Origin of the sequence: Streptomyces antarcticus, from assembly GCF_026627255.1 — a bacterium.
Classification (GTDB): domain Bacteria; phylum Actinomycetota; class Actinomycetes; order Streptomycetales; family Streptomycetaceae; genus Streptomyces; species Streptomyces antarcticus.
The window spans coordinates 115,001-134,105 of sequence record NZ_JAPNLM010000007.1; the positions used below are offsets into that span (position 1 = coordinate 115,001).

A 19,105-nucleotide genomic window follows, 5' to 3' on the forward strand; every position below is an offset into this window, starting at 1 on the left:
TGCCAAGAAGATGTCCCCGCACACCCATCCCGACGCAACCGAAACCGGGCACTGGCTCCTGTCGGCACCGGGTCTCACCCTCACCGCCCGAGGCGGCGACCGCCTGCCCGTGCACGACGGCCCAGGCCAGTTCCGCAGACTCGCCGCCAGCGCGGAGAGCGCCCTGCGCGCAAGCCCGGCGGGCGCCGTCATAGTCGGCGCCGTGCCGTTCGACGAATCCATCCCGGCGCACCTTGTCCTCACCCGCCTCGAACGCCACCCACATCGGCCGGCCAGACGGTCGGATCTCGTGCGCTCCTTACAGGACCCCGATCTTCAACTGCCATCAGTCGCCCCACACACCGCCGATGCGCCCAGGTCACAGCCCCCGCCGCTACCGGAACCCCCGCCGGCCGCCTACCTCGCCGCCGTCCGCGACATCCTGGCCGAGATCGACGCCGGCACCGTCAGCAAGGTGGTGCTGGCACGTAGCCTCCGCATACCCCTCGACGGCAGCTACGACCACAGGCACCTGGTCCCCGCGCTCACCGCAGCCCTCGGCCGTAAAGAGCCGGCCGGCCACCTCTTCTCCGTCAGCCTGCCGCCGCCGCACCCGGGAGCCACACCGCCGGTGCTCATCGGCGCGACACCGGAGACACTGCTCCGGCGCACCGGCGACCTCCTCACTCTCAACCCCCTGGCCGGGACCATCGCCCGGCACCCGAACCCCGCCGTGGACCGCGCCAGGGCCGCCGCACTCCTGCGTTCCGGCAAGGACCGCGCCGAACACCAGCACGTCATCGACGCCCTCCGCCACCGGCTCCGTCCCTGCTGCCGGACCCTCGACATCCCTGCCGAACCCCGCCTCCACGCCACCAGCCGCCTGTGGCACCTGTCCACACCCATCCGCGCCCGGCTGCGCCACCCGGCACCGTCCGCACTCGCACTGGCCACCGCCCTCCACCCCACACCCGCCGTATGCGGCACACCCGCCCCCGGCGCCGCCGACCTCATCCGGGCACTCGAACCCATACCACGCCGCTACTTCTCCGGGCTGGTCGGCTGGATGGACCAGCAAGGAGACGGCCACTGGGTCATCGCTCTGCGCTGCGGCGAGCTGGACCCGTCCGGCCTCCGCGTCTTCGCGGGCGCCGGAATCGTCACCGGCTCCAGCCCCGAATCGGAACTCGCCGAGACCGAGACGAAACTCGCCACCATGCTCGGCGCCATCGAAGAGGCCCGATCCGGCCTGCCGCAGCCCGTCGCCACCCCAGGAGGACACCCATCGTGAGCAGCGCTCCCGTTCCGTACGACGGCATCAAGACCGTCCCCCTCACCCGCGACGTGTATGACTACGTCCTGGCGCAGTCCGAACCTCCGACCGAGGTGCAGAGGCGGCTGGCGGCAAAAACACGCGCCCTCGGCCCGCTCGCCGTCATGCAGGTGCCGCATGAACAGGCGGTCCTGCTCACGCTGCTCGCACGGCTCGTCGACGCGCGAAGGATCGTGGAGGTGGGAACCTTCACCGGCTATTCCACGCTCGCCCTCGCAGCCGGACTGGCCCCCGGCGGCACGGTGATCACCTGCGACATCTCAGCGGAGTGGACCTCCGCAGCCCGCGAGGCATGGAAGGAGGCCGCGGTGGACCATCTCATCGACCAACGGCTCGGTCCCGGACTCGACACCATCACCGCCCTGCCTTCGGACTGCGACCTCGACCTGGTCTTCCTCGACGCCGACAAGCCCAACTACCGGGCGTACTGGGACCAGCTCGTGCCACGTGTCCGCCCGGGCGGACTACTGCTCGCCGACAACGTCCTCTACCAGGGACAAGCCCACCGCGCCGACGCCACCGGCACAGCCCTCGCAGTAAGCGAGTTCAACGCCCACGTACGCGCCGACCCGCGCGTGGAATCCCTCGTGCTCCCCATCGCTGACGGACTCACACTCGCCCGCAAACGGTCCCCGGCAGCCTGAGCCGGTACCCGCCAGGACAGCAGCGCGGCCCGAGCACCGCCCACCTCACCGGAGAAGGAGGGCCCGCATGGAGACGGACACGACGGATACCGACGTGCTCGTCGTCGGCGCCGGACCCACCGGCCTGTTCCTCGCCGCCGAGCTGGCGCTGGCCGGCGTACGGACCCGCGTCGTCGAACGGCGTACCGAGCCGCAGCGCGACTCACGCGCCCTGAACCTGCACCCGCGCAGCCTCGAGCTGATGGACCAGCGCGGCCTGGCCGACCGGTTCCTGGCCCTCGGCAGGACCGTCCCCGGCTGGCAGTTCGCCGCCACCCTCAGGACGCCACTCGACTTCTCCGCCCTGCCATCCCGGCACCCGCACGCCCTGCTCCTGGCTCAGTCGCGCACCGAGGCACTGCTGGAGGAACGGGCACGTGAACTCGGTGTCGAGATCCACCGCGGCCATGAAGTGACGGCCCTTCGGCAGAACGCGGAAGGCATCGAAGCAGACATACACGGTCCCGACGGTCCGGCCACGATCCGTGCCGCCTACGCGGCCGGATGCGACGGCGCACGCAGCCTCGTCCGCCAAACCGCCGGCATCGCCTTCCCGGGAACGGACGAGTCGTTCACAGCAATGGTGGGAGACTTCACCGCCGTCGACCACAAGGACATCGACCAGGCCCGCCGGCACGGCGTCCTCGTCGCACGGCTCGAACCCAACCTGACCCGGTTCGTCGTCATGGACCCCGAACGCATGCGGGTACCGTCCACCGAACCGGTCACACCGGACGAATTCCATACCGCGCTCGTGCGCGTGTGCGGCACCACCTGCGGCACCGGCCGGCCCACCTGGCTGTCCAGGTTCGGCAACGCCACCCGCCTCGCCGAACGCTACCGCTCCGGCCGCCTGCTCCTGGCCGGCGACGCCGCCCACATCCACTTCCCCGTCGGCGCCCAAGGCCTCAACACCGGCCTTCAGGACGCGATGAACCTCGGATGGAAACTCGCCGCGGAAATCCAGGGCTGGGCCACACCGGGCCTGCTCGACACCTACCACACCGAGCGCCACCCGGTGGGCAGGGCAGTCACCGAACGGACCGAAGCACAGACACTCCTGGTCGAACTGCCCCTGGTAGAGCGCTACCGCCGCCCCGCCACGCTCCTGTGCAAACTGCTGGACGACCTACTCGGGCTGGACGAGGTCAATCGACGCCTGGCCGGACACCTCTCCGCCATCGACACCGCCTACCCCCCGGCCGACCAAGCAGCACACCCGCTGACAGGCCGTCGCATGCCCGACACGACACTGACCCTGCCAGGCGGACGGCAGACCAGGCCCAGCGAACTCCAGCACGATGGCCGCTTCGCCCTGCTTCACCTGCGCGACACCACAGCACCGCACACCCTCGCACCTCCCATACAGAGCCTGATGCCGCCCGGACCGGTCAAGGCAGTGAACGCCACAGCCGACGAGAAGGACACTGGTCTCAACGGCATCACCGAGGTACTCATCCGCCCGGACGGACATGTCGCCTGGGCAACCTCCACGACAGACCCCCGCGCCCTTGCCACGGAACGGTCCCTGGCATTCGACATGTGGATACGCACCCCCTCCTGAGGCAACGTAGATCCGGATGCGCTGGAGAACGTAGAGCCGACAACTTCAATCCCGACACATGGCTTGCCTAGTGAATCGGCCGGAGGTCCCCGTGCGTCGGCACCAGCACCGGCTGCGGGAGGTCTGCGTACACCCGGGCCAGGGCGACGACCAGGTCCTCGTCCCCGGCTGCCAGGTACGGCCGGGCCTCCAGGCGGCAATGTTGTCCCGGGTGAGCGTGACGTTGCGGCAGGCGAGTGGCTTGCCGTCTCCGTGGTCGGGCAGTTGCTCGGATCGCCCGCGTCGCGCCTTCTCGCACAGCGCCTTGGGATGGTCGTGCACGCAGGTGACGAACTCGCCGGGGTAGACCGCAGGGTCATGGCGCTTGATGATGCGCTGGAGTCGGCGCTCGTCGGTGACCACCTTGCCCTGGAAGCGGGCGCGATGGCCGAAGTCGGCGAGCCGTCGCTCCGCTTCGTCGGCGGCCGGCCCCGCAAGGCCCTCGTGCTCATGGGCGTCGATCATGGCCATGTAGTGCTCCCCGCGGGCCAGGGCCTGTTCGCTCTCGACTTCTGCGCGGAACCCGGAGTCGCTGGTGCCCGCATACCCCTCGAACATCTGGATCGAGTGGTGCCGGAACTGCAGGGCTCCGGCGATGGCACCACCGGGCCGTCGGGCGATGTACCAGGCTAGCGTGCGCCGGAACTGCCGGGTGTGCAGGTGCCAGGGGCGTCCGTCGACGTCGGGGACGGCGTCGTCGCGGCCGTAGCGGGCGCAATGCTCCTTGACCCATGTGATGAACTTGCGCAGCCGCAGGTTGGTCACGCTGGACGGAGCAACCTGGGTGGCTGTCGTGCGCACTCCGGGGTGCGGCGGGGCGAAGAGCAGATCGGCCTGGGGTGGATGGATGGCCTCCAGGACGGCGATGGCCCGGGTGACGGGCAGGCGACCCCGACAAGGTCGTCATCGACCTGTCCGCCGCCCACATCTGGGACGCCTCCTCGGTCGCCGCCCTCGACGCCATCGAGACCAAGTACGCCCAGCGCGGCAGGACGGTGGAGATCATCGGACTCAACGACGCCAGCGCAGACCTCCACGGCAAGCTCACCGGCGAACTCACCAGCCACTGACCTTGATCTTTAACCTCGCTGCTGTTTCAGGCGGACGTGTTCGGTGAGGGTTTCGGCTCGTTTCACGGTCTTCCCGGGCTCGTGGCGTGGGGCTGGCCTGCGGTTTTTCGAGCCGGGTGGGCGTCCGGGGCCGGGCCGGGAGGGTTGCGGCACCGCTGCGGGGCGGGCGGTCTTCGCGCGGAGGTGGCGGAACCCCCGGCGGACGCGTGCGGGGGTGAGCCGGCGCGGTTCAGCGGTCCGTTCCCAGGGGCGGCGGAGGTCCTCTGCGAGGGGGCGGGCGAGGTGGAGCTGGGTGTGGGAGGCGATGATCAGCCAGGTCCACAGGTCGGCGGTCGTGGGGTCACGGACCTTCGGGACGGTCCAGCCCAGGGTCTGCTTGAACAGCCGGAAAGTGTGCTCCAGGTCGAATCTGCGGAGGAAGGCCTGCCATCGAAGGTCGACGTCGGCGCCGGTCATGCCGGTGCGTGAAGACCACAGCCAGACCGGTTTCGGGTCGCGGTCGCCCGGCAGGTGCTCGACCTTCAACCGGATCAACGTGCCGTGGATCAGAGGAAGTTCACCGCAGTGGTCGAGCCAGGGGCCGCGGGCTTGCAGGCGTGGGTGCATGCGGTCCCAGGCGAGGGCCTCGGCGGTGCCGTAGCGGGTGGTGGTGCAGGTGGTGGCCTGGTCGGGGGTGTGCCAGGAATCCGGCTTGGAGAAAGTGAGGACGCCGCCGTGTTTGCGGGGCTGTCCGCCGCGCGGGGTGGAGCGGCGCGGGCCGGCGTCGCGGAGCATGACTCGGTCCGAGCGCAGCCGGCCGACCAGTTCGACGGGCAGGTCGGCCAGGACGTGGGCGAGGCGGGTGACGTCGTAGCCGGAGTCCATCACGATGAGGATGTCCGGGTCACCGGGCTTCCACTGCCCCGCGCGCAGGAGCCGGTCGAAGACCTCGCGGAGCTGGTCGGCGGTGACCGCGGTGGCGTCGTCGGCCGGGCCGAGCCGGATCGCGTCGAGGATGGCCGTCCAGGAGGTGCGTCCTGTTTCCAGGGCGGCGACGAAGGAGTAGGGCCAGCCGGGGATCATCTGGTCGGCGCTGCGGCCCCGTCCGTAAACGTGGCAGAACAGCAGGTCAGGGCTGGTGGGTGCGTCGTGCCGCAGCCAGTTGCTCACATCCACCGCCAGGACGATCCGCCCGTCGGCGGCCCGCGGCAGCGGGGTGGAAGCCAGCAGCCTGCGCAGGCGGCGAGGCTCCAGCCAGCCGTGGTTGACCGCGTCGTACATCGCTCCGTGCCCACGCCGGTGCTCGGCCGTGAGCGTCAGCTTGACCAGCGAGGTGACCGGACCATCGGCGCACAGGACCGCGTCGGTGAGCTCGAAGAGCGCATCCGCACGGCTGTAAAGGCAGTCGTAGAACTCGACACGAAAGTGGGACAGGACGCCCAGCGCGGCGTCAGCGGACTGTTCACGGGCGAGACTCTTCACCAGCGGCCGTTCCTTCACGCGACGTTGCTCGACACCTCGAAGCGTGAAGAACGGCCGTCCCGCTGTCCCCGAAACGAACCAAGATCAGCAGGTCGGGTGACCAGCGAGGTTAAACAAAAAGCTGACCCAAGGCGGCAGAACCGAACGAAACGGGAGGGCTCCGGCCGACATCGGCCGGAGCCCTCCCGCAGTTCAAGCGCGCCGTCGCATCCACCGCGTTCGAAGGCGGTCAATGACCAGGCGTACACAAGCCCGGACCTCCCGGTCGTGGAACCGCTCGCTGTTTACCGACCATCGAGACGTCCAGTTCGTCCGTGACCTGCGGTGGGGCGTCGCGTGGGTGTCCGGGACGTTGTTCGGTGCCACCCTGTTGTCAGACCCTCGCCTTATGTTGTCCCAGTGATTCACGATGCGCTTGATCAACGGGTGGCAGAGGCCGCAGCCGCCGATGTCCGGCTGGCGAAGGTGGAGTTTGACGGCGCTGGCGAGTGGCTGGCCGCCACTCGCCAGGGGCCCTCGGAGCCGCTTGCCGCAGAGGTGTGGGTTTTCGATGAGGATCTCGCTCGGGTGCTGCTCGTTCATCACCGGTGGCGGGGCTTGGTGCCACCGGGAGGACGCGTTGAGCCGGGGGAGACGCCGCGAGAGGGAGCACGTCGTGAGCTCTTCGAGGAGACTGGCGTCCAGGCTGAGTTGCTGCCGGAACCTGCCGCCGCCACGGTGCGTTCCTATCGCCGGGACTGGCCGGCGACTCTTGGGCTGTCGTTCGTCGCGATCGTGAGTGCGGCAACGCCTTTGGTCACAGAGAGTGGACAGCCGGCGGCCTGGACGTCCTTGAGCGAGGACTGGGCCCGCTACTTCCCCGAGGACGCATCGCGCGTCCGTCAGCATGCGCGATGGCTGCGTGAGGTCTCCGCTCGCTGATACGAAGCGCTGGTCATTCGGTGGTCCTGGGGACGGGCTGGGCGTGGTGGTGCTGAAGCTCGACAAGTTGGGCCTCCAGGTCGGCGATGCGTTTTTCGGCGAAGCGGTTGTTTGACCGGGCTCCCTCAAGGCGTTCCTGGAGCGTTCGATGTTCTTGGGCCAGCTGGCGGACGCGGTGCTTGAGCGAGGTGTTCTCGGTGACAAGTCTTTGGACGGACTCGCCTGGGACCATCTGCTCGAAGTCACGTAGCTGGCCCATGAGTTCACCGATGCGCTGGCGCTGGACGAGGATCTCCTTCTGGGTTCGGGAGAGTTCCTCCTCGGCATTCAGAGCCCGTTCTCTCCAGGAGGCTTCGATGCGGTCGTGTGTGTCCTGGTCCGTTTGATCGCGTCGCCGTGTGCTTGCGGCGACGGCCTCCCGGACGAGGGACTGAGCATCCCGGTTCTCATAGAGGAAGGTGGGCGACACCTGCGCTCTGGCCGCAATAGCCCTGACGGTGATCTTGGATGTCTCCCGGCGGAGCTGAGCGATGGCCTTTTCGACCTGGGTGAGCTTTTGCCCGGTCTGACGGCGGCGAGCTGCGATGGCCGCTGCGGTCTGGGGCGGAGTGGATGTCACCCGGTCACCGCCTCGGCGGCCGAATGATCGGCAAGTTCCTGGGCTCGGAAGGCAGTGTTCCAGACCCTGCCGAAGTAGTCCTGGGGCCGCCGCAGGTCTAGAGCCAGGGCCTCGTCGAGGAGGCCGATGGCTTCCAACGCCTTCTCGAGGCCGTCGATCGCGCGGGCCGTCGGTTCGAAGACCTCGTGCAGGAAGTCGGCGGTGGACCCGTCGGGTGCCCGTTCGGCGAGGGTGCGCCACTGCTCGCGCTTGCGGTGCCAATAGACGAGGTCGGCGCCGGACAGGACAAACTTGTCGCAATTGTGGCAGTCCATGTTCCAGGGGCACGCGTTTCCATTGACGACGGGTTGGAAGGTGCAGAAACCTCCCTCGGCCGGGGTGCTGCGGCGGGTGAGGTCGATTGCCAGCGCCTCGGCCTCTTGCCGGGACATGGGCTCGCCCGCGGAAAGCACGGTCCCCGGAGCGGCGGATCCTGGACCGGAGACCCAGACAGCCGCGAGTGCTTCCTCGAGCCGGGGATCGGTGTTGGCCAGGTGGACGTAGTGCTCGGCCATCTGCACGGAGACGTGGCCCAAGTAGCGTTTGACGTGGGTGAGGTTGGCCCCATTGCGCAGGAGGTTCGTCGCCAGCGTGTGGCGGGCCTGGTGCGGGACGCAGTGCGCGATGTCGAGGGTGTCCACCCAGGCGCGGAAGTTCTTGGCGAACCAGCCGCGGCTGGCTCCCTTGAGCAGGTCTCGGTTCGTGTGCCGGCGGGGGAAGAGTGCGATCTGCCGTCGTTCGCGTGGTGTCGGGGGACGGCCGAACCGCTGGACGAACCGGGCGATGGTCTTGCTCTGGCGCTCTTCGATCAGCTGGTAGAGGCGCTCGGGGATGCGGATGGCCTGGTCGTAGTTGCCGACCTTGGTCTGGTCGTGCCAGAAGACGGGCAGTTTGTTGAGCCGGCCGATGCACTCCAACCGGACGTTGAGGACCTCGCCGCAGCGACGGCCGGTGACGACGAGTGCTTCCCAGATGTCGCGCAGTCCGCGGTCTTCGTAGTCACGTGAGTGCAGCCCGGCCAGGTTCGCGTCGTCGGCGAGGATTCGCGCGACGTCGTCGGGGAAGGGCCGGCGACGTGCCCCGGGAGCATGGAAGGTCGGCAGGGCCACGATGAAGGCCCGGTCCAGGCCGATCGTCTCAGCCGTGCCCGATTCCAGGGCGTCGCGGAGCAGGCGACGTGCCGTGTTGAAGGTCCGGGACAGCGCGTTGTTGGTGACGATGGCAGGCTTCTTGGCCGCGTTGCCCCGGTTGGAGCCCTGGCAGTAGATCGACAGAGCAGTCAGCCCGTTCTTGGCGCGGTGGCGTTGGTCGGCGACGAAGTCGACCATGTGGTCGCGGGTGAGCAGCCGGGGGTCGTGGCCGCCGCCGGGTGTCTGTGCTTCCAGGTAGGCGCTGAGCTCGGAGGCGGCGCGGCGTAAGCCGTCGAACCCGCTTCGGCTGCGGGGTGGATCGCTTTGCAACCGGTCTGCCATCGAGTCCCAGACCATGTCGCGGAGCCATCGCTGGGAGATGGACGTCAGGTCGAAGTAGCTTCGGCTTCCTCGGAGGCGGACACCGAAGTGTTCCGTCTCGAGAAAGCCGGCGTCCTTGGTGTCCTGGCGGGAGAAGTAGACCAGCTGAAGTTGATCGGCCATCTCGCGGCCGACCTGATGGACCAGCGGCTTGCTCTTCGCCTCGTCGAGGTCGAGGTCAGCCAGCGAGTTCAGCTCATGGAGGCGGCAGTGGTCCGTCAGGTACTGCACCCAGGTCAGCGGCCAGCTGCGACCTTGGGTGTAGCCCTGGGCATGGCGGAACATGGTCCACTTGATCTCTGCCTTCAGCAGCGGAGGCAGGCCCAGGAGCGAGAGCTTTCCGTTGACCCGGTGGGCCGGGCCGCTCTGCCAGCACCAGCGGCGGAAGGCCGCCTTGTCGGTGTAGGCGACGGTGACGGTCTCGCCGCGGTCCAGGCGCCGGCTCCAGCTCTGATGCAGTGAGGCCCCTCCGGGTCGGCCTTGGTGTTTGTAGCGCGACAGGTGGTTCGCGCACAGCCCCAGTGGATGCGCTGCCAGCTCGGGACACGCCACCACCAAGCACTCACCGAAGGTCGGGAACGGCTTCTCTCCAGCCAGCCATCCGTCGTAGTCGACGGTTGTCCCGTGCTTCTCGCGCCAGTACTTGCTGAGCAACCTCCAGCGCCGGGCGTGCAATTGACACAGCGGCGACGACGCCCACGCCGGCAGATCCGGGCAGATCACGCACCGGGGCGGCACGGACCATGAGGCCCGCTTCTGCGGAACGGCACCACTGAGGAAGTCGGTGACGCTCACGCCGGTGGTGCGAAGTTTGATCCACTGCCGGCGGTGCACGTAGCAGTAGTCCCTGCCGGGTTCCTGGGGCTTCTCGCAGGCGGGGACGCCGCACAGCCAGCGGAAGTGCGGGTGGTCGCCGGGCACCACGATGACGTCGGGCCGGTAGAGCGGGTCGAACGACGGCGCGGCGATCAGCGCGGTGAGGATCTCCAGCCGGTCGGTGCCGGTCCGGTTCGCGGGCCCGTTCGTCGGCTCGGTTGGCAGAAGCTCGAGCGCGGTCATGCGTCTTCACCCCAGACCGCGCTCAGGGCCGCTTGGAACTCCGGAGAATGCAGGTCGGGGTGCCCGTAGACCTCCTCGACGGTCTGAACCGATGCCCAGTTTCCCGCCTCTCGGGCGACCAGCATGTCGCCGTCGGTGGCGTCCAGGACAGCGTTGGTGAAGGTGTGCCGGAATGCGTGGGGTTTGATGCGGCCCGGCAGGTTGGCGCGGCGTCCGGCGCGCCGGAGCATCCCGCGAGCGGCATCGGCAGTCCACGGCTGGCCGCGGCGCGGACCGGACAGTTGGATCAGCAGCATGCCGTGATCGGCGGCGTGCTTGGCGTACTCGGTGGTCATGTACTGGAAGTAAGTCCGGATCATGGCTGGGCTCACGCGCACGATCTCACCTCCGGTGATGACCCCGTCGCGCAGCCACCAGTCCGGCTTGATCTTGGCTGCGGCGCGATTGGCGTTGCCCGACCGATGGCACACGTGCAGGTGAGGGCTCTTGCATTCTCCGCAGGCGGCATCGGGGCGAAGGTGCAGATCAACGAGGTGAAGTCCCGTCAGGCCGCCGATGCGCAGACTGGCGTCCGACAGCCACGTCACCACCAGCCTGTCACGGGCGGTGTTCATCACTTCCATCAGCTCGGGGCGGGCTCCGTCCGGCAGCATCTTCGGATGCCGACGACGTGTGCCTCGCCGTGGCGACAGCGGGTTGGCCGGCAGCGATGTCTGAAGGTGCCCCAGCAGGGACCGATCGCGGTCCCTTTGCGTGGGCAGCCGTCTCACCTCCAGTGCCACTGCCAGTTCCGCGTTCACCCCGGTGCCGCACTGCAGCAGGTAGAAGCCCTTGAGGCAGGCCGCGGCGACCTCCAGCGCCGACGAGCTGTACGGACGCTTGCCTTGCCGCCACGGCTGCCCGAACGGCATCGCCACCTTCGCTCCCACGGCCCCCATGTACCGGTACAGGTCCTGCAGCGACATCGACGACGTCGTGAGCCCCTCCTGCTTCCGCCACCGCAGGTGATCAACGAGGAAGTACGCGTACGTCCGCTGCGTGCCTCTGCCCTCGTACAACCGCAGGAAGCGATCCGACTCCTCCTCCACCCCACCATCGGCATGCAAGATCGTGTACGACCACCCGCCTCCAGCCCTCGGCATCTGCTGAACCCGAAAGTCCTCCAGCACCATCACACTTCGCACTCAGCTACCTCCACGTCGATGTACGTGAAGGCAACAACCAGGCCGGTCGGTAAAGGGACACGCGAAGACGCCGAATTCCCTCCCTACGAACGACCCAGACAACCAAGGCGCGTTCGGTAAATGCCCCGGGTGCCGCTTGAGGTACCAGACGCCTCCTTCGGACCCGGTGACCCGCCAGACCCGGCTGCCGGTCCGGGCCCAGGAGACCTCCGCCGTCCCGGTGATCCGGCCGACGGCCCCCTCGGTGAACGCCCGTAGCGCATACGGCAGTTCGGGTGATCCGGTGGGCGGGCCGGGCAGGAGGCGGGTGCGGTCGGGGCCGTCCGGGGTGTGCTGGACCGGGTCGCCGGTCCGCTGGAAGTGCACGGCGGCGGGCAGCCCGGCGCGGTAGGCGTCCAGGCCGGCCCGGCAGTACGCCACCATCGGCTCCGGCAGCGCGTCCAGCGGGTACCAGCCCATGCCGTCGCACCGGTCCGGCTCCAGCACCCGCGGCCGGCCGGACCACCGCCGGACCTCGAAGAACACTCCGATCCGCGAACGGGTTCCCACGGGCGGGTGGTGGTGGACCGTGACGGCGCAGGTCACGTCCTCGGGGTCGATGAGGACGCCGGTCTCCTCGCGGGCCTCCCGGACCACCGCCCCGACCATGTCCTCGCCGGGGTCGAGGTGTCCGGAGGGCAGGTGCCACAGCCCGGTGGCGTACACCGGACCGGCGCGGCGGGACAGCAGCACCTCGGGGCCGGACTCGCCGTCGCGGCGCAGGACGAGGTGGACGTCGACCGGCACGGTGTGCCGGGCGCCGCCGCTCACCGCTCGGCCCGGGGACGGCGTGCGGGTGGTCCGGTGAGGACGTACTCCTCGTGCGGACCGGGCCTGCACCGGTTGCGGTCGGCGGCCACCGGGTCGAACAGGGTCACGTGTCTCCGATCATGGGTGCGGGTGCGGGTGCGGGTGCGGGTGCGGGTGCGGGTGCGGGTGCGGGCGCGGCGGGCCGTCCGGCGGGAGGGGGCAAGAACGGTCCGAGCGATGTGGCTAAGCCCACCCCAGCTCCGTGTACGTACGGCCCTGGCCGATGGCTTCGATCGCGGCGCGGGTGTATCCGACGACGGGCTCGGGAAGCCGTCCTGGGTCGAACCAGCCCCACTCCAGGCACTTGTCCGGCTCCCGGACCTCCGGGGTCCCCGACCAGGCGTGCGCGCGGAAGACGAGCTGGAGGCGGGGTTGGCCGTCGCCGTCCTCGTCGAGGATGTGGACGGTGTGCACCAGTTCGACGTCCTCGGGGGCGATCGTGAGGCCGGCCTCCTCCCCGGCCTCCCTGATCAGGGAGGCCCGTGCCCCCTCCGTCTCGCAGTGACCGGCGAGGAAGTGCCATGTGCGGCCGGCGAACGCCACGGCCGGGTGGCGCAGCCCGAGCAGGATCCTGCCGTCGGGCCGCTGGAGGTACAGGTGGACCCCGAGGACGTTGAGGCGGGCCCCGCTGCCCCCGGCACGGGCCGACGGGTCCACGGGGCGGGGTGCGGGGACGGGGGCGGTCCGCTGGTGCAGCGCGATCACCTCGGCCGTCCACGGGCACATGGTCAGCCACGCGGTGGTGGCCGCGTCGAACCAGCGGAACATGATGCCCTCGGGACACGGGAGCGCGTCGGCGTCACCGTCCCACTCCCCGAGGTACACCTGAATCAGGTCTTGCCCCTGCCCCTGCCCATGCCCCTGCCCTTGGCCCTGTCCCTGCCCCTGGCCCTGGTGCGGGCCTTCTCCGGTACCGGGCCCGTGGGCGTTGACGACGGAGAGCGGTTCGAGCGGTACGGTCAGGCCGGTCTCCTCGAGGAGTTCGCGCTCCACCGCCTCGCGGCAGGTCTCCTCGCCCTCCCGGCCGCCTCCCGGGACCGACCACGTGCCCGGGTCGCAGATGTGCGGCTTGTTGGCGTCCCTCAGGTGCAGGAGGTACTGGCCTCGGGAGTTGACCAGCAGCGCGGCGGTCCCGCGCGGTTCGGTGGACGAGACGTTCACGTCGTCACTCCTGACGTTCGGGTACGGGCGCCGGCGCGGCGGGGACCGGCAGGCAGGCGAGACGGCGGACGGGAGGGCACCACCGGGCCGGAACGGGCGACGGGGGCGTTCACCGCGGCCCGACCGCCCTCATCAGCGGTGCGGGGGAGTCCAGTTCGGGTGTCGCGGCGCCGGTCAGGACGTCCTGCGGGTACGGGAGGACACTGTTCGGGCGCGGGAGGGACCGCCGGCGCACCACCTCGTCCCACGACTCCCGGATCCGGGCCAGGGGCCTGCCCGGCCTGCCCGGTGCGGCGGCCGGTTCGTCACGGTGGGCGCCGGTCACGTCGGTGGAGTCGGGGGCGCGGTCGCGCTTCGGGAATCCGAAGCGGGCGCGGTGGAGCAGATGGTGGCCGTCGACGGGGAGCAGCGGTACGGCCGTGGTGGTGGGCATGGTGTGGTGCCTCCCGGCATCCCGAGCGCCGGCGGCCGCGACTCCAGGGCACTGCCGCTCGACGCCGGCCAAGCTACCAGCGGCTCCTGGGCAAACACCCTATGAACCAAGGCACTTGACCTGTTCGAGTGAGAGGTTCGGTACGGAGTGCCCCGTGGACCCCAGGAAACCGAGCCACATCGGCCGACGGGACCCGGGCGGAGCCGGGGCGCGACGAAATGCCGGTGGCCCGGCCCCCCGATCGGACGGGAGGCCGGGCCACCGGCACGCAGTGTCGGAACCGCGGAACCGCGGAACCGAACCGCGGTGTCGGCGTACGGCTACCAGCGGTACCAGCGGCCGCGGCCACCACTCTTGGGGCGCGCGACGAAGCCGATCAGCCACAGGATCAGGACCGCGATCGCGACCCACCAGAGAATCTTCACCGCGAAGCCCGCGCCGAAGAGGATCAGTACCAGCAGAAGAACGAGAAGCAGGGGAACCATAGTTATCAACCTCCGAGACACCGTGTGCCCGGCCGTGCCCCACCCATGTATTCGATCTTACGTGTTTCTTATTCTCGCAGGCGGGCAGGTGAATCCATCGGTCTTCTGGAGGTAAGACGGCGAGGGCGGGCGAGAGAGACGCCACTGAGGGGGCTCGGAAGCGGCCGCCGGGATCTCAGCGGCTCTCGAACAGGGCGATGGTGTCCGAGTCGGTGAACCGAGGCTCTTCCGCTTCCGCGACCAAGAGGGCGGCGATTCCCGCGCGCGGCGCCATGGGAGGGATCAGCCGCGGTCCGAAGTCCGCGGCTCGCATCAGACGGCCGTTGCCCTGGTGCGGCTTGTTGGTCAGCGGCCCGGCATGGACGGTGGTTCCGCCCGCGGCGCGCACGGCGCGCCCGGCGTCCCTCTTCGCGTCCCACTCGTGGCGCAGGATGCGCTTGAGCAGGGCGCCGTTGAAGGCGCCGAGCGCTCCTTCGGTGGCACCCATGCCCAGTGAGGTGAGAAAGACGACGCGAGGGGTGGCGGAGGCGATCTGCTGGGCGCCTTGGACGAGAATCGCGGGGTCTTGTCCTTTGACGATGCCCAGGGTGCTCACCACGACGTCAGCACCCTCGACCGCGGCCGTGACACTGCCGGGGTGGGTCACATCCGCCCGGACCACCCACAGGTTGTCGGCTGCGGGCGCATCTACCCTCTCCGGCCGGCGGGCGAGGGCTATGACGTCATGGCCGCGTTCCAGGGCGCGCGCGATCACCAGGCGGCCGGTCTGTCCGGTGGAACCGAGTACGGCGATCTTCACGATGATCTCCAGTCGTGAGAGCAGGGGAAGGACAGGGGTCGGCTCAGGGGCCGGGTCAGGGTCAGGGTCAGGGTCTGGGTCAGCCCAGGTCGGACAGGACACCGACGGCCTGGGTGTGCAGGCCGGGGGCGGAGGCGAGGAAGTCGTCACTGGTCAGGCTCCACGGAACGCCCCGGGTGTCGGTGACCGAGCCCCCGGCCTCGGCGACCAGCAGCGCGCCGGGCAGGAGGCCCGAGCGCACGTCGGAGAACTGCCAGAAGGCGTCCATGCGGCCGGACGCGACGTGGATGAGCTGCATCGTGGCCGGCACCGAGACCCGTACGACCAGCGCGTTGATGAGCATCGCGGTCACCGAGGCGCCCATGCGGCACAGGGCCGCCTCGTCCTCACCGGGCTTGGCCTGGCCAGTGCCCACCAGAGCCGCCCGCAGGTCGGTCTTGGCGGAGGAACGCAACCGCTCGCCGTTCAGGAGAGCCCCTCTCCCCTGGACGGCGGTGTACGTGTCGCCGGTCAGCGGCAGGTGGACCACGGTCAGCACCGGAGCGTTGTCGCGCACCAGAGTGGCGGTCACCCCCCAGTCGCCCATGCCGTGGACGTGGTTGATGTTGCCCTCGGCCGTATCCACCACCCACCATTCGCCCGCCGGCAGCGCGCCACCGGCCAACTCGTCCTCCACCCAACGGGATCCGGGACGCGCCGTGAGGAGCGGCTGCTTGATGAGCGCCAGGACCGCCTCGTCGTTGGCGTGTATGGCGCCGACGACCTCCTCCAGGTCACCGGGGCGCGCGCCCACGTCATGGCGTTCCCGCAGAAGCTCTCCCGCCGCCTTCACGGCGGTCACGGTGCGCTCCAGGACCGCTTCAAGCTCAGCGAGCTTCGCGCGCTCGGCGGACTCGGCGGACTCGGCGGACTCGGCGGAGACGGTGCGGGGGGCGGAGAAGGCGTTCATGATCGCTCCTGACGCGGAAGGGAGGTGCGTGGCCGTTCGGTCGTCCGGCCGCTCGCTTACGACGTTATGACCGGGTGTCATTGACTTCAAATGCAATCTAGTCACGACTGGATTTACCGTCATGCAACTGGATTTGAACCTGCTTACGGCGTTCGACGCCACGCGCGAAGAAGGCGATGTGACGGACGTCGCCGCCCCGCCTCCAGGTTTCGGCCACAAGTCGACCCCACCGGTGAGCCCGGACGGTACGTTCGCCGTGTTCTCGGGCCAGCGCACGGTCCGGGCCGTCCGCCGGGGAGGAGGCGCATGTCGGGGTCGAGCCGGAGGGGGATCCAGGGCTTCCTGACGGTTGAGCCCTACGGCGCCGACCCGCGACTGCACCTGCCCTGGACGGTGCGGTGCTTGCCGAGGGAACACCCGCGCCGTCCGGCGATGAAGAGGACGACGACGATGACGATGACCGGGGGATCCGCCCTGCCGGGGCCACGGTGGCGGCAGGGCGGTCGCTTCCGACCAGGACCCGGACCGGGCCCGCCACCGGATACTCGATGCTGGCTCACCTACGACGACGGGCGCGGGACACTCGACCGTCGGACCGTGGCAGGGCCCTGAGTCCGCGGCTGGCACGTCGGCCAAGACCCGCGCGGGGGGCTGGCTCAGCCCACGGAGACCGGCTCAGCCCACGAGGTCCGGTGCACGCAGCACGGCGGACGGGATGCCCCACGCGTCGACGAGGTCGACCGCGAGGGGACGCACCTTGCGGCAGAGGTCGTTCACCTCGCGGCTGATCGCCTTGGAACGCTGGCCGGTCAGCCGCCCGTGCTCCATGAACCAAGCCCGGTCCGCCTGGATCGTCGACAGGGCGAACAGGTCGCAGAGGAGGCCGAGCGCCGCTTTCTCGCCGCCTTCGGGCAGCGCGCGCACCTGGTCGACGAAGGCCTCCGTCACCAGCCGCTCGACGTGGGCGCGCGCGAGCGCGATGACGTGGTCCTGCACCTGAGAGAAGACGGTGCCGACATCGCGCTTCTGGTCGATCCCGCGTTTGATCCGCCGGGCCAGGCCGGCGAGCATGTGCTCCTCGCGGAAGCGGACCATGGCGAGCTGGTACTCCGAGTCGAGCAGCCCGGCCTCCCGGTCCCACTCGTCGCCGCCCGGCAGCAGGTCGCGTACCCGTTCGAGCAGTTTGTGGGCCGACGTCCGCTCGATGACCGTCTCCACGGCGAGGCCGGTGACGTAGCGGACCATGCCGAGCTGGTCGAGGTCCTCGAACTCGCTCGCGTGATCGGTGAGCAGCCCCTTGGCCACGAGCTGGAGAAGGACGTGGTTGTCGCCCTCGAAGGTGGTGAAGACGTCGCTGTCGCCCTTGAGGGCGGCGAACCGGTTGACGGCGAGATAGCCGGCGCCGCCGCACGCCTCGCGGCACTCCTGGACGACCCGGGTGGCGTGCCAGGTGCCGAGCGCCTTGATGCCCGCGGCGCGCGATTCGAGCCGGCGCCGGGCCTGCGCGTCGTCCTCGATGCCGGAGAAGACCTCGTGCAGCTGCGTGCGTACGACGTCCTGCGCCGCGTGCAGGGCGTACGTCCGGGCGATGAGCGGCAGCAGGCGGCGCTGGTGCAGGCCGTAGTCGAGGAGCACCTGCTCCCCGCTGTCGGCGGCCGCCTCGAACTGCCGTCGCCGTACGGCGTACTTCGTGGCGATGGCGAGGGCGACCTTGGCGACGCTGATCCCGGCGCCCGCGACGCTGACCCGGCCCTGCACCAGGGTGCCGAGCATGGTGAAGAAGCGCCGGTTGGGGTTGTCGATCGCACTCTCGTAGACGCCCTCGGGGGTGACGTCGGCGAACCGGTTCAGCAGCGCCTCGCGCGGCACGCGCACGCCGTCGAACCAGATGCGGCCGTTGTCCACGCCGTTGAGCCCCATCTTGCGGCCGTCGTCCTCGATCCGGACGCCGGGCGCCGTCTCGCCGTCGACCCGGAGCGGGACGACGAAGGCGTGCACGCCCCGGGATAGTCCGTCCACCTCCAACTGGGCGAAGACGACGCCCAGTTCGGCATGGCGTGCCGCATTGCCGATGTAGTCCTTGCGCGCCTGGTCGTCGGGGGTGGTGATGACGAACTCCCGGCTCGCGGCGTCGTACGTCGCGACGGTGCCGAGCGCCTGGACGTTGGAGCCGTGCCCGGTCTCGGTCATCGCGAAGCAGCCCATGAGCTCCCCCGTGATGAGGTCCGGGAGGTAGGCGTCGTGGTGACGCCCGGTGCCCAGGTGCAGGATCGCGCCGCCGAAGAGTCCGAACTGCACGCCGACCTTCACCAGGACCGACAGATCACCGAAGGCCAGCGTCTCGAACGCGGCGATCGAGGCCCCGACATCGGCGCCGCCGCCGTACTCGGCGGGAAAGCCCATGCCGGTCTGGCCCGTCGAGGCCATCTTGACGACGATCTCACGCACCCGTTCGCGGAACGCGTCGATGCCGAGTTCGTCGGCGTCTTCGAGGACGGAGGCGTACGTCGCCAGGTTCGTCCGGACGAGGTCGCGGATCCCGGCGTACTCGCCGTCGAGCACCCCGGTCAGCGCGGAGACGTCGATCCGGGGCTGCACGTAGCCGGTCGCGGGGGCGGAAGCGTTCTCTGGGGCCATGCCGATCCGCTACCCCGCCGCGGGACGATCAACCGGGGCCGGACGGGCCTGGCGGGAGGCTTCACCCATGATGCTGTCATCGGGTGACGACTGTGCTTCGACGATCAGCACGGTCATGCCGGTGTCCGTCCAGGTTTCGCGCTTCTCGCCCGTGGCCCAACAGGCGGCCTGCCCCTGCCACTGCACCAGGGGCTTGGGGCTTGGGTTCGCCGTCCGTGCCGCCGGCCCAGCCCTGTCCGCTCGTGACGATGATCCGAGAAAAGCGAAAGGCAAGGAGAGCCCTCTCCTTGCCATGCTCAATTTATAGCGCGCCGGGGGGCTTGCCGCAAG

Annotated in this window: 16 protein-coding genes and 1 pseudogene; 5 read left to right on the forward strand and 12 right to left on the reverse strand. The window is 69.7% G+C overall.

The window, feature by feature from the left end:
- Positions 1-10 precede the first annotated feature (10 nt).
- From OTB16_RS13295 to OTB16_RS13305, 3 genes are all read left to right on the forward strand, one after another.
- A complete protein-coding gene (locus tag OTB16_RS13295) occupies positions 11-1,270 on the forward strand; it encodes an isochorismate synthase (protein WP_267720339.1) in 1,260 nt (419 codons plus the stop codon).
- Positions 1,267-1,956, forward strand: coding sequence for an O-methyltransferase (locus OTB16_RS13300; RefSeq protein WP_267720340.1), 690 nt, complete (start codon positions 1,267-1,269; stop codon positions 1,954-1,956). Before OTB16_RS13295 ends, OTB16_RS13300 begins: the two co-directional genes overlap by 4 nt.
- Positions 1,957-2,023: 67 nt before the next feature.
- The gene (locus OTB16_RS13305; protein WP_267720342.1) at positions 2,024-3,559 is read left to right on the forward strand and encodes an FAD-dependent monooxygenase; all 1,536 of its coding nucleotides are present in this window, start codon (positions 2,024-2,026) and stop codon (positions 3,557-3,559) included.
- A 45-nt stretch (positions 3,560-3,604) separates the two neighbouring features.
- Here the strand turns inward: OTB16_RS13305 and OTB16_RS13310 are convergent, their stop codons facing one another.
- Positions 3,605-4,363, reverse strand: coding sequence for a hypothetical protein (locus tag OTB16_RS13310; protein WP_267720343.1), 759 nt, complete (start codon positions 4,361-4,363; stop codon positions 3,605-3,607).
- Positions 4,364-4,479: 116 nt separating this feature from the next.
- Between OTB16_RS13310 and OTB16_RS13315 the strand changes: the two are divergent.
- Positions 4,480-4,668: pseudogene (locus OTB16_RS13315) on the forward strand (STAS domain-containing protein); the annotation flags it as partial.
- 9 nt (positions 4,669-4,677) lie between these two features.
- Here the strand turns inward: OTB16_RS13315 and OTB16_RS13320 are convergent.
- Positions 4,678-6,129: an NF041680 family putative transposase gene (locus OTB16_RS13320; RefSeq protein WP_267720344.1), complete on the reverse strand. Its 1,452-nt coding sequence runs from the start codon at positions 6,127-6,129 to the stop codon at positions 4,678-4,680.
- Between the two features lie 399 nt (positions 6,130-6,528).
- Here OTB16_RS13320 and OTB16_RS13325 point away from each other — a divergent pair, with 399 nt between their 5' ends.
- Positions 6,529-7,050: an NUDIX hydrolase gene (locus tag OTB16_RS13325; RefSeq protein WP_324290812.1), complete on the forward strand. Its 522-nt coding sequence runs from the start codon at positions 6,529-6,531 to the stop codon at positions 7,048-7,050.
- A gap of 13 nt (positions 7,051-7,063) precedes the next feature.
- Here the strand turns inward: OTB16_RS13325 and OTB16_RS13330 are convergent, their stop codons facing one another.
- The 10 genes from OTB16_RS13330 to OTB16_RS13375 form a co-directional block, all read right to left on the reverse strand.
- On the reverse strand, positions 7,064-7,669 hold the full coding sequence (locus tag OTB16_RS13330) for a DUF6262 family protein (protein ID WP_267720345.1): 606 nt from the start codon (positions 7,667-7,669) through the stop codon (positions 7,064-7,066).
- Positions 7,666-10,278, reverse strand: coding sequence for a tyrosine-type recombinase/integrase (locus OTB16_RS13335; protein ID WP_267720346.1), 2,613 nt, complete (start codon positions 10,276-10,278; stop codon positions 7,666-7,668). Before OTB16_RS13335 ends, OTB16_RS13330 begins: the two co-directional genes overlap by 4 nt.
- A complete protein-coding gene (locus OTB16_RS13340; RefSeq protein WP_267720347.1) occupies positions 10,275-11,450 on the reverse strand; it encodes a tyrosine-type recombinase/integrase in 1,176 nt (391 codons plus the stop codon). The genes OTB16_RS13335 and OTB16_RS13340 overlap by 4 nt, the downstream gene beginning before the upstream one ends.
- A gap of 12 nt (positions 11,451-11,462) precedes the next feature.
- Complete coding sequence (locus OTB16_RS13345) at positions 11,463-12,272, reverse strand: NUDIX hydrolase (RefSeq protein ID WP_267720348.1); 810 nt, start codon at positions 12,270-12,272, stop codon at positions 11,463-11,465.
- Between the two features lie 222 nt (positions 12,273-12,494).
- Positions 12,495-13,472 carry an NUDIX hydrolase gene (locus OTB16_RS13350; protein ID WP_267720349.1) on the reverse strand — a complete coding sequence of 326 codons (978 nt, stop codon included), beginning with the start codon at positions 13,470-13,472 and terminating at the stop codon, positions 12,495-12,497.
- 109 nt (positions 13,473-13,581) lie between these two features.
- Positions 13,582-13,905 carry a hypothetical protein gene (locus OTB16_RS13355; protein WP_267720350.1) on the reverse strand — a complete coding sequence of 108 codons (324 nt, stop codon included), beginning with the start codon at positions 13,903-13,905 and terminating at the stop codon, positions 13,582-13,584.
- Positions 13,906-14,225: 320 nt separating this feature from the next.
- Positions 14,226-14,390, reverse strand: a complete 165-nt coding sequence (locus OTB16_RS13360) for a hydrophobic protein (RefSeq protein ID WP_267720351.1) — start codon at positions 14,388-14,390, stop codon at positions 14,226-14,228.
- A 175-nt stretch (positions 14,391-14,565) separates the two neighbouring features.
- A complete protein-coding gene (locus OTB16_RS13365) occupies positions 14,566-15,189 on the reverse strand; it encodes an NAD(P)-dependent oxidoreductase (protein WP_267720352.1) in 624 nt (207 codons plus the stop codon).
- Between the two features lie 79 nt (positions 15,190-15,268).
- The gene (locus OTB16_RS13370) at positions 15,269-16,138 is read right to left on the reverse strand and encodes an inositol monophosphatase family protein (protein WP_267720353.1); all 870 of its coding nucleotides are present in this window, start codon (positions 16,136-16,138) and stop codon (positions 15,269-15,271) included.
- Between the two features lie 675 nt (positions 16,139-16,813).
- The gene (locus tag OTB16_RS13375) at positions 16,814-18,775 is read right to left on the reverse strand and encodes an acyl-CoA dehydrogenase family protein (RefSeq protein ID WP_267720354.1); all 1,962 of its coding nucleotides are present in this window, start codon (positions 18,773-18,775) and stop codon (positions 16,814-16,816) included.
- Positions 18,776-19,105 lie beyond the last annotated feature (330 nt).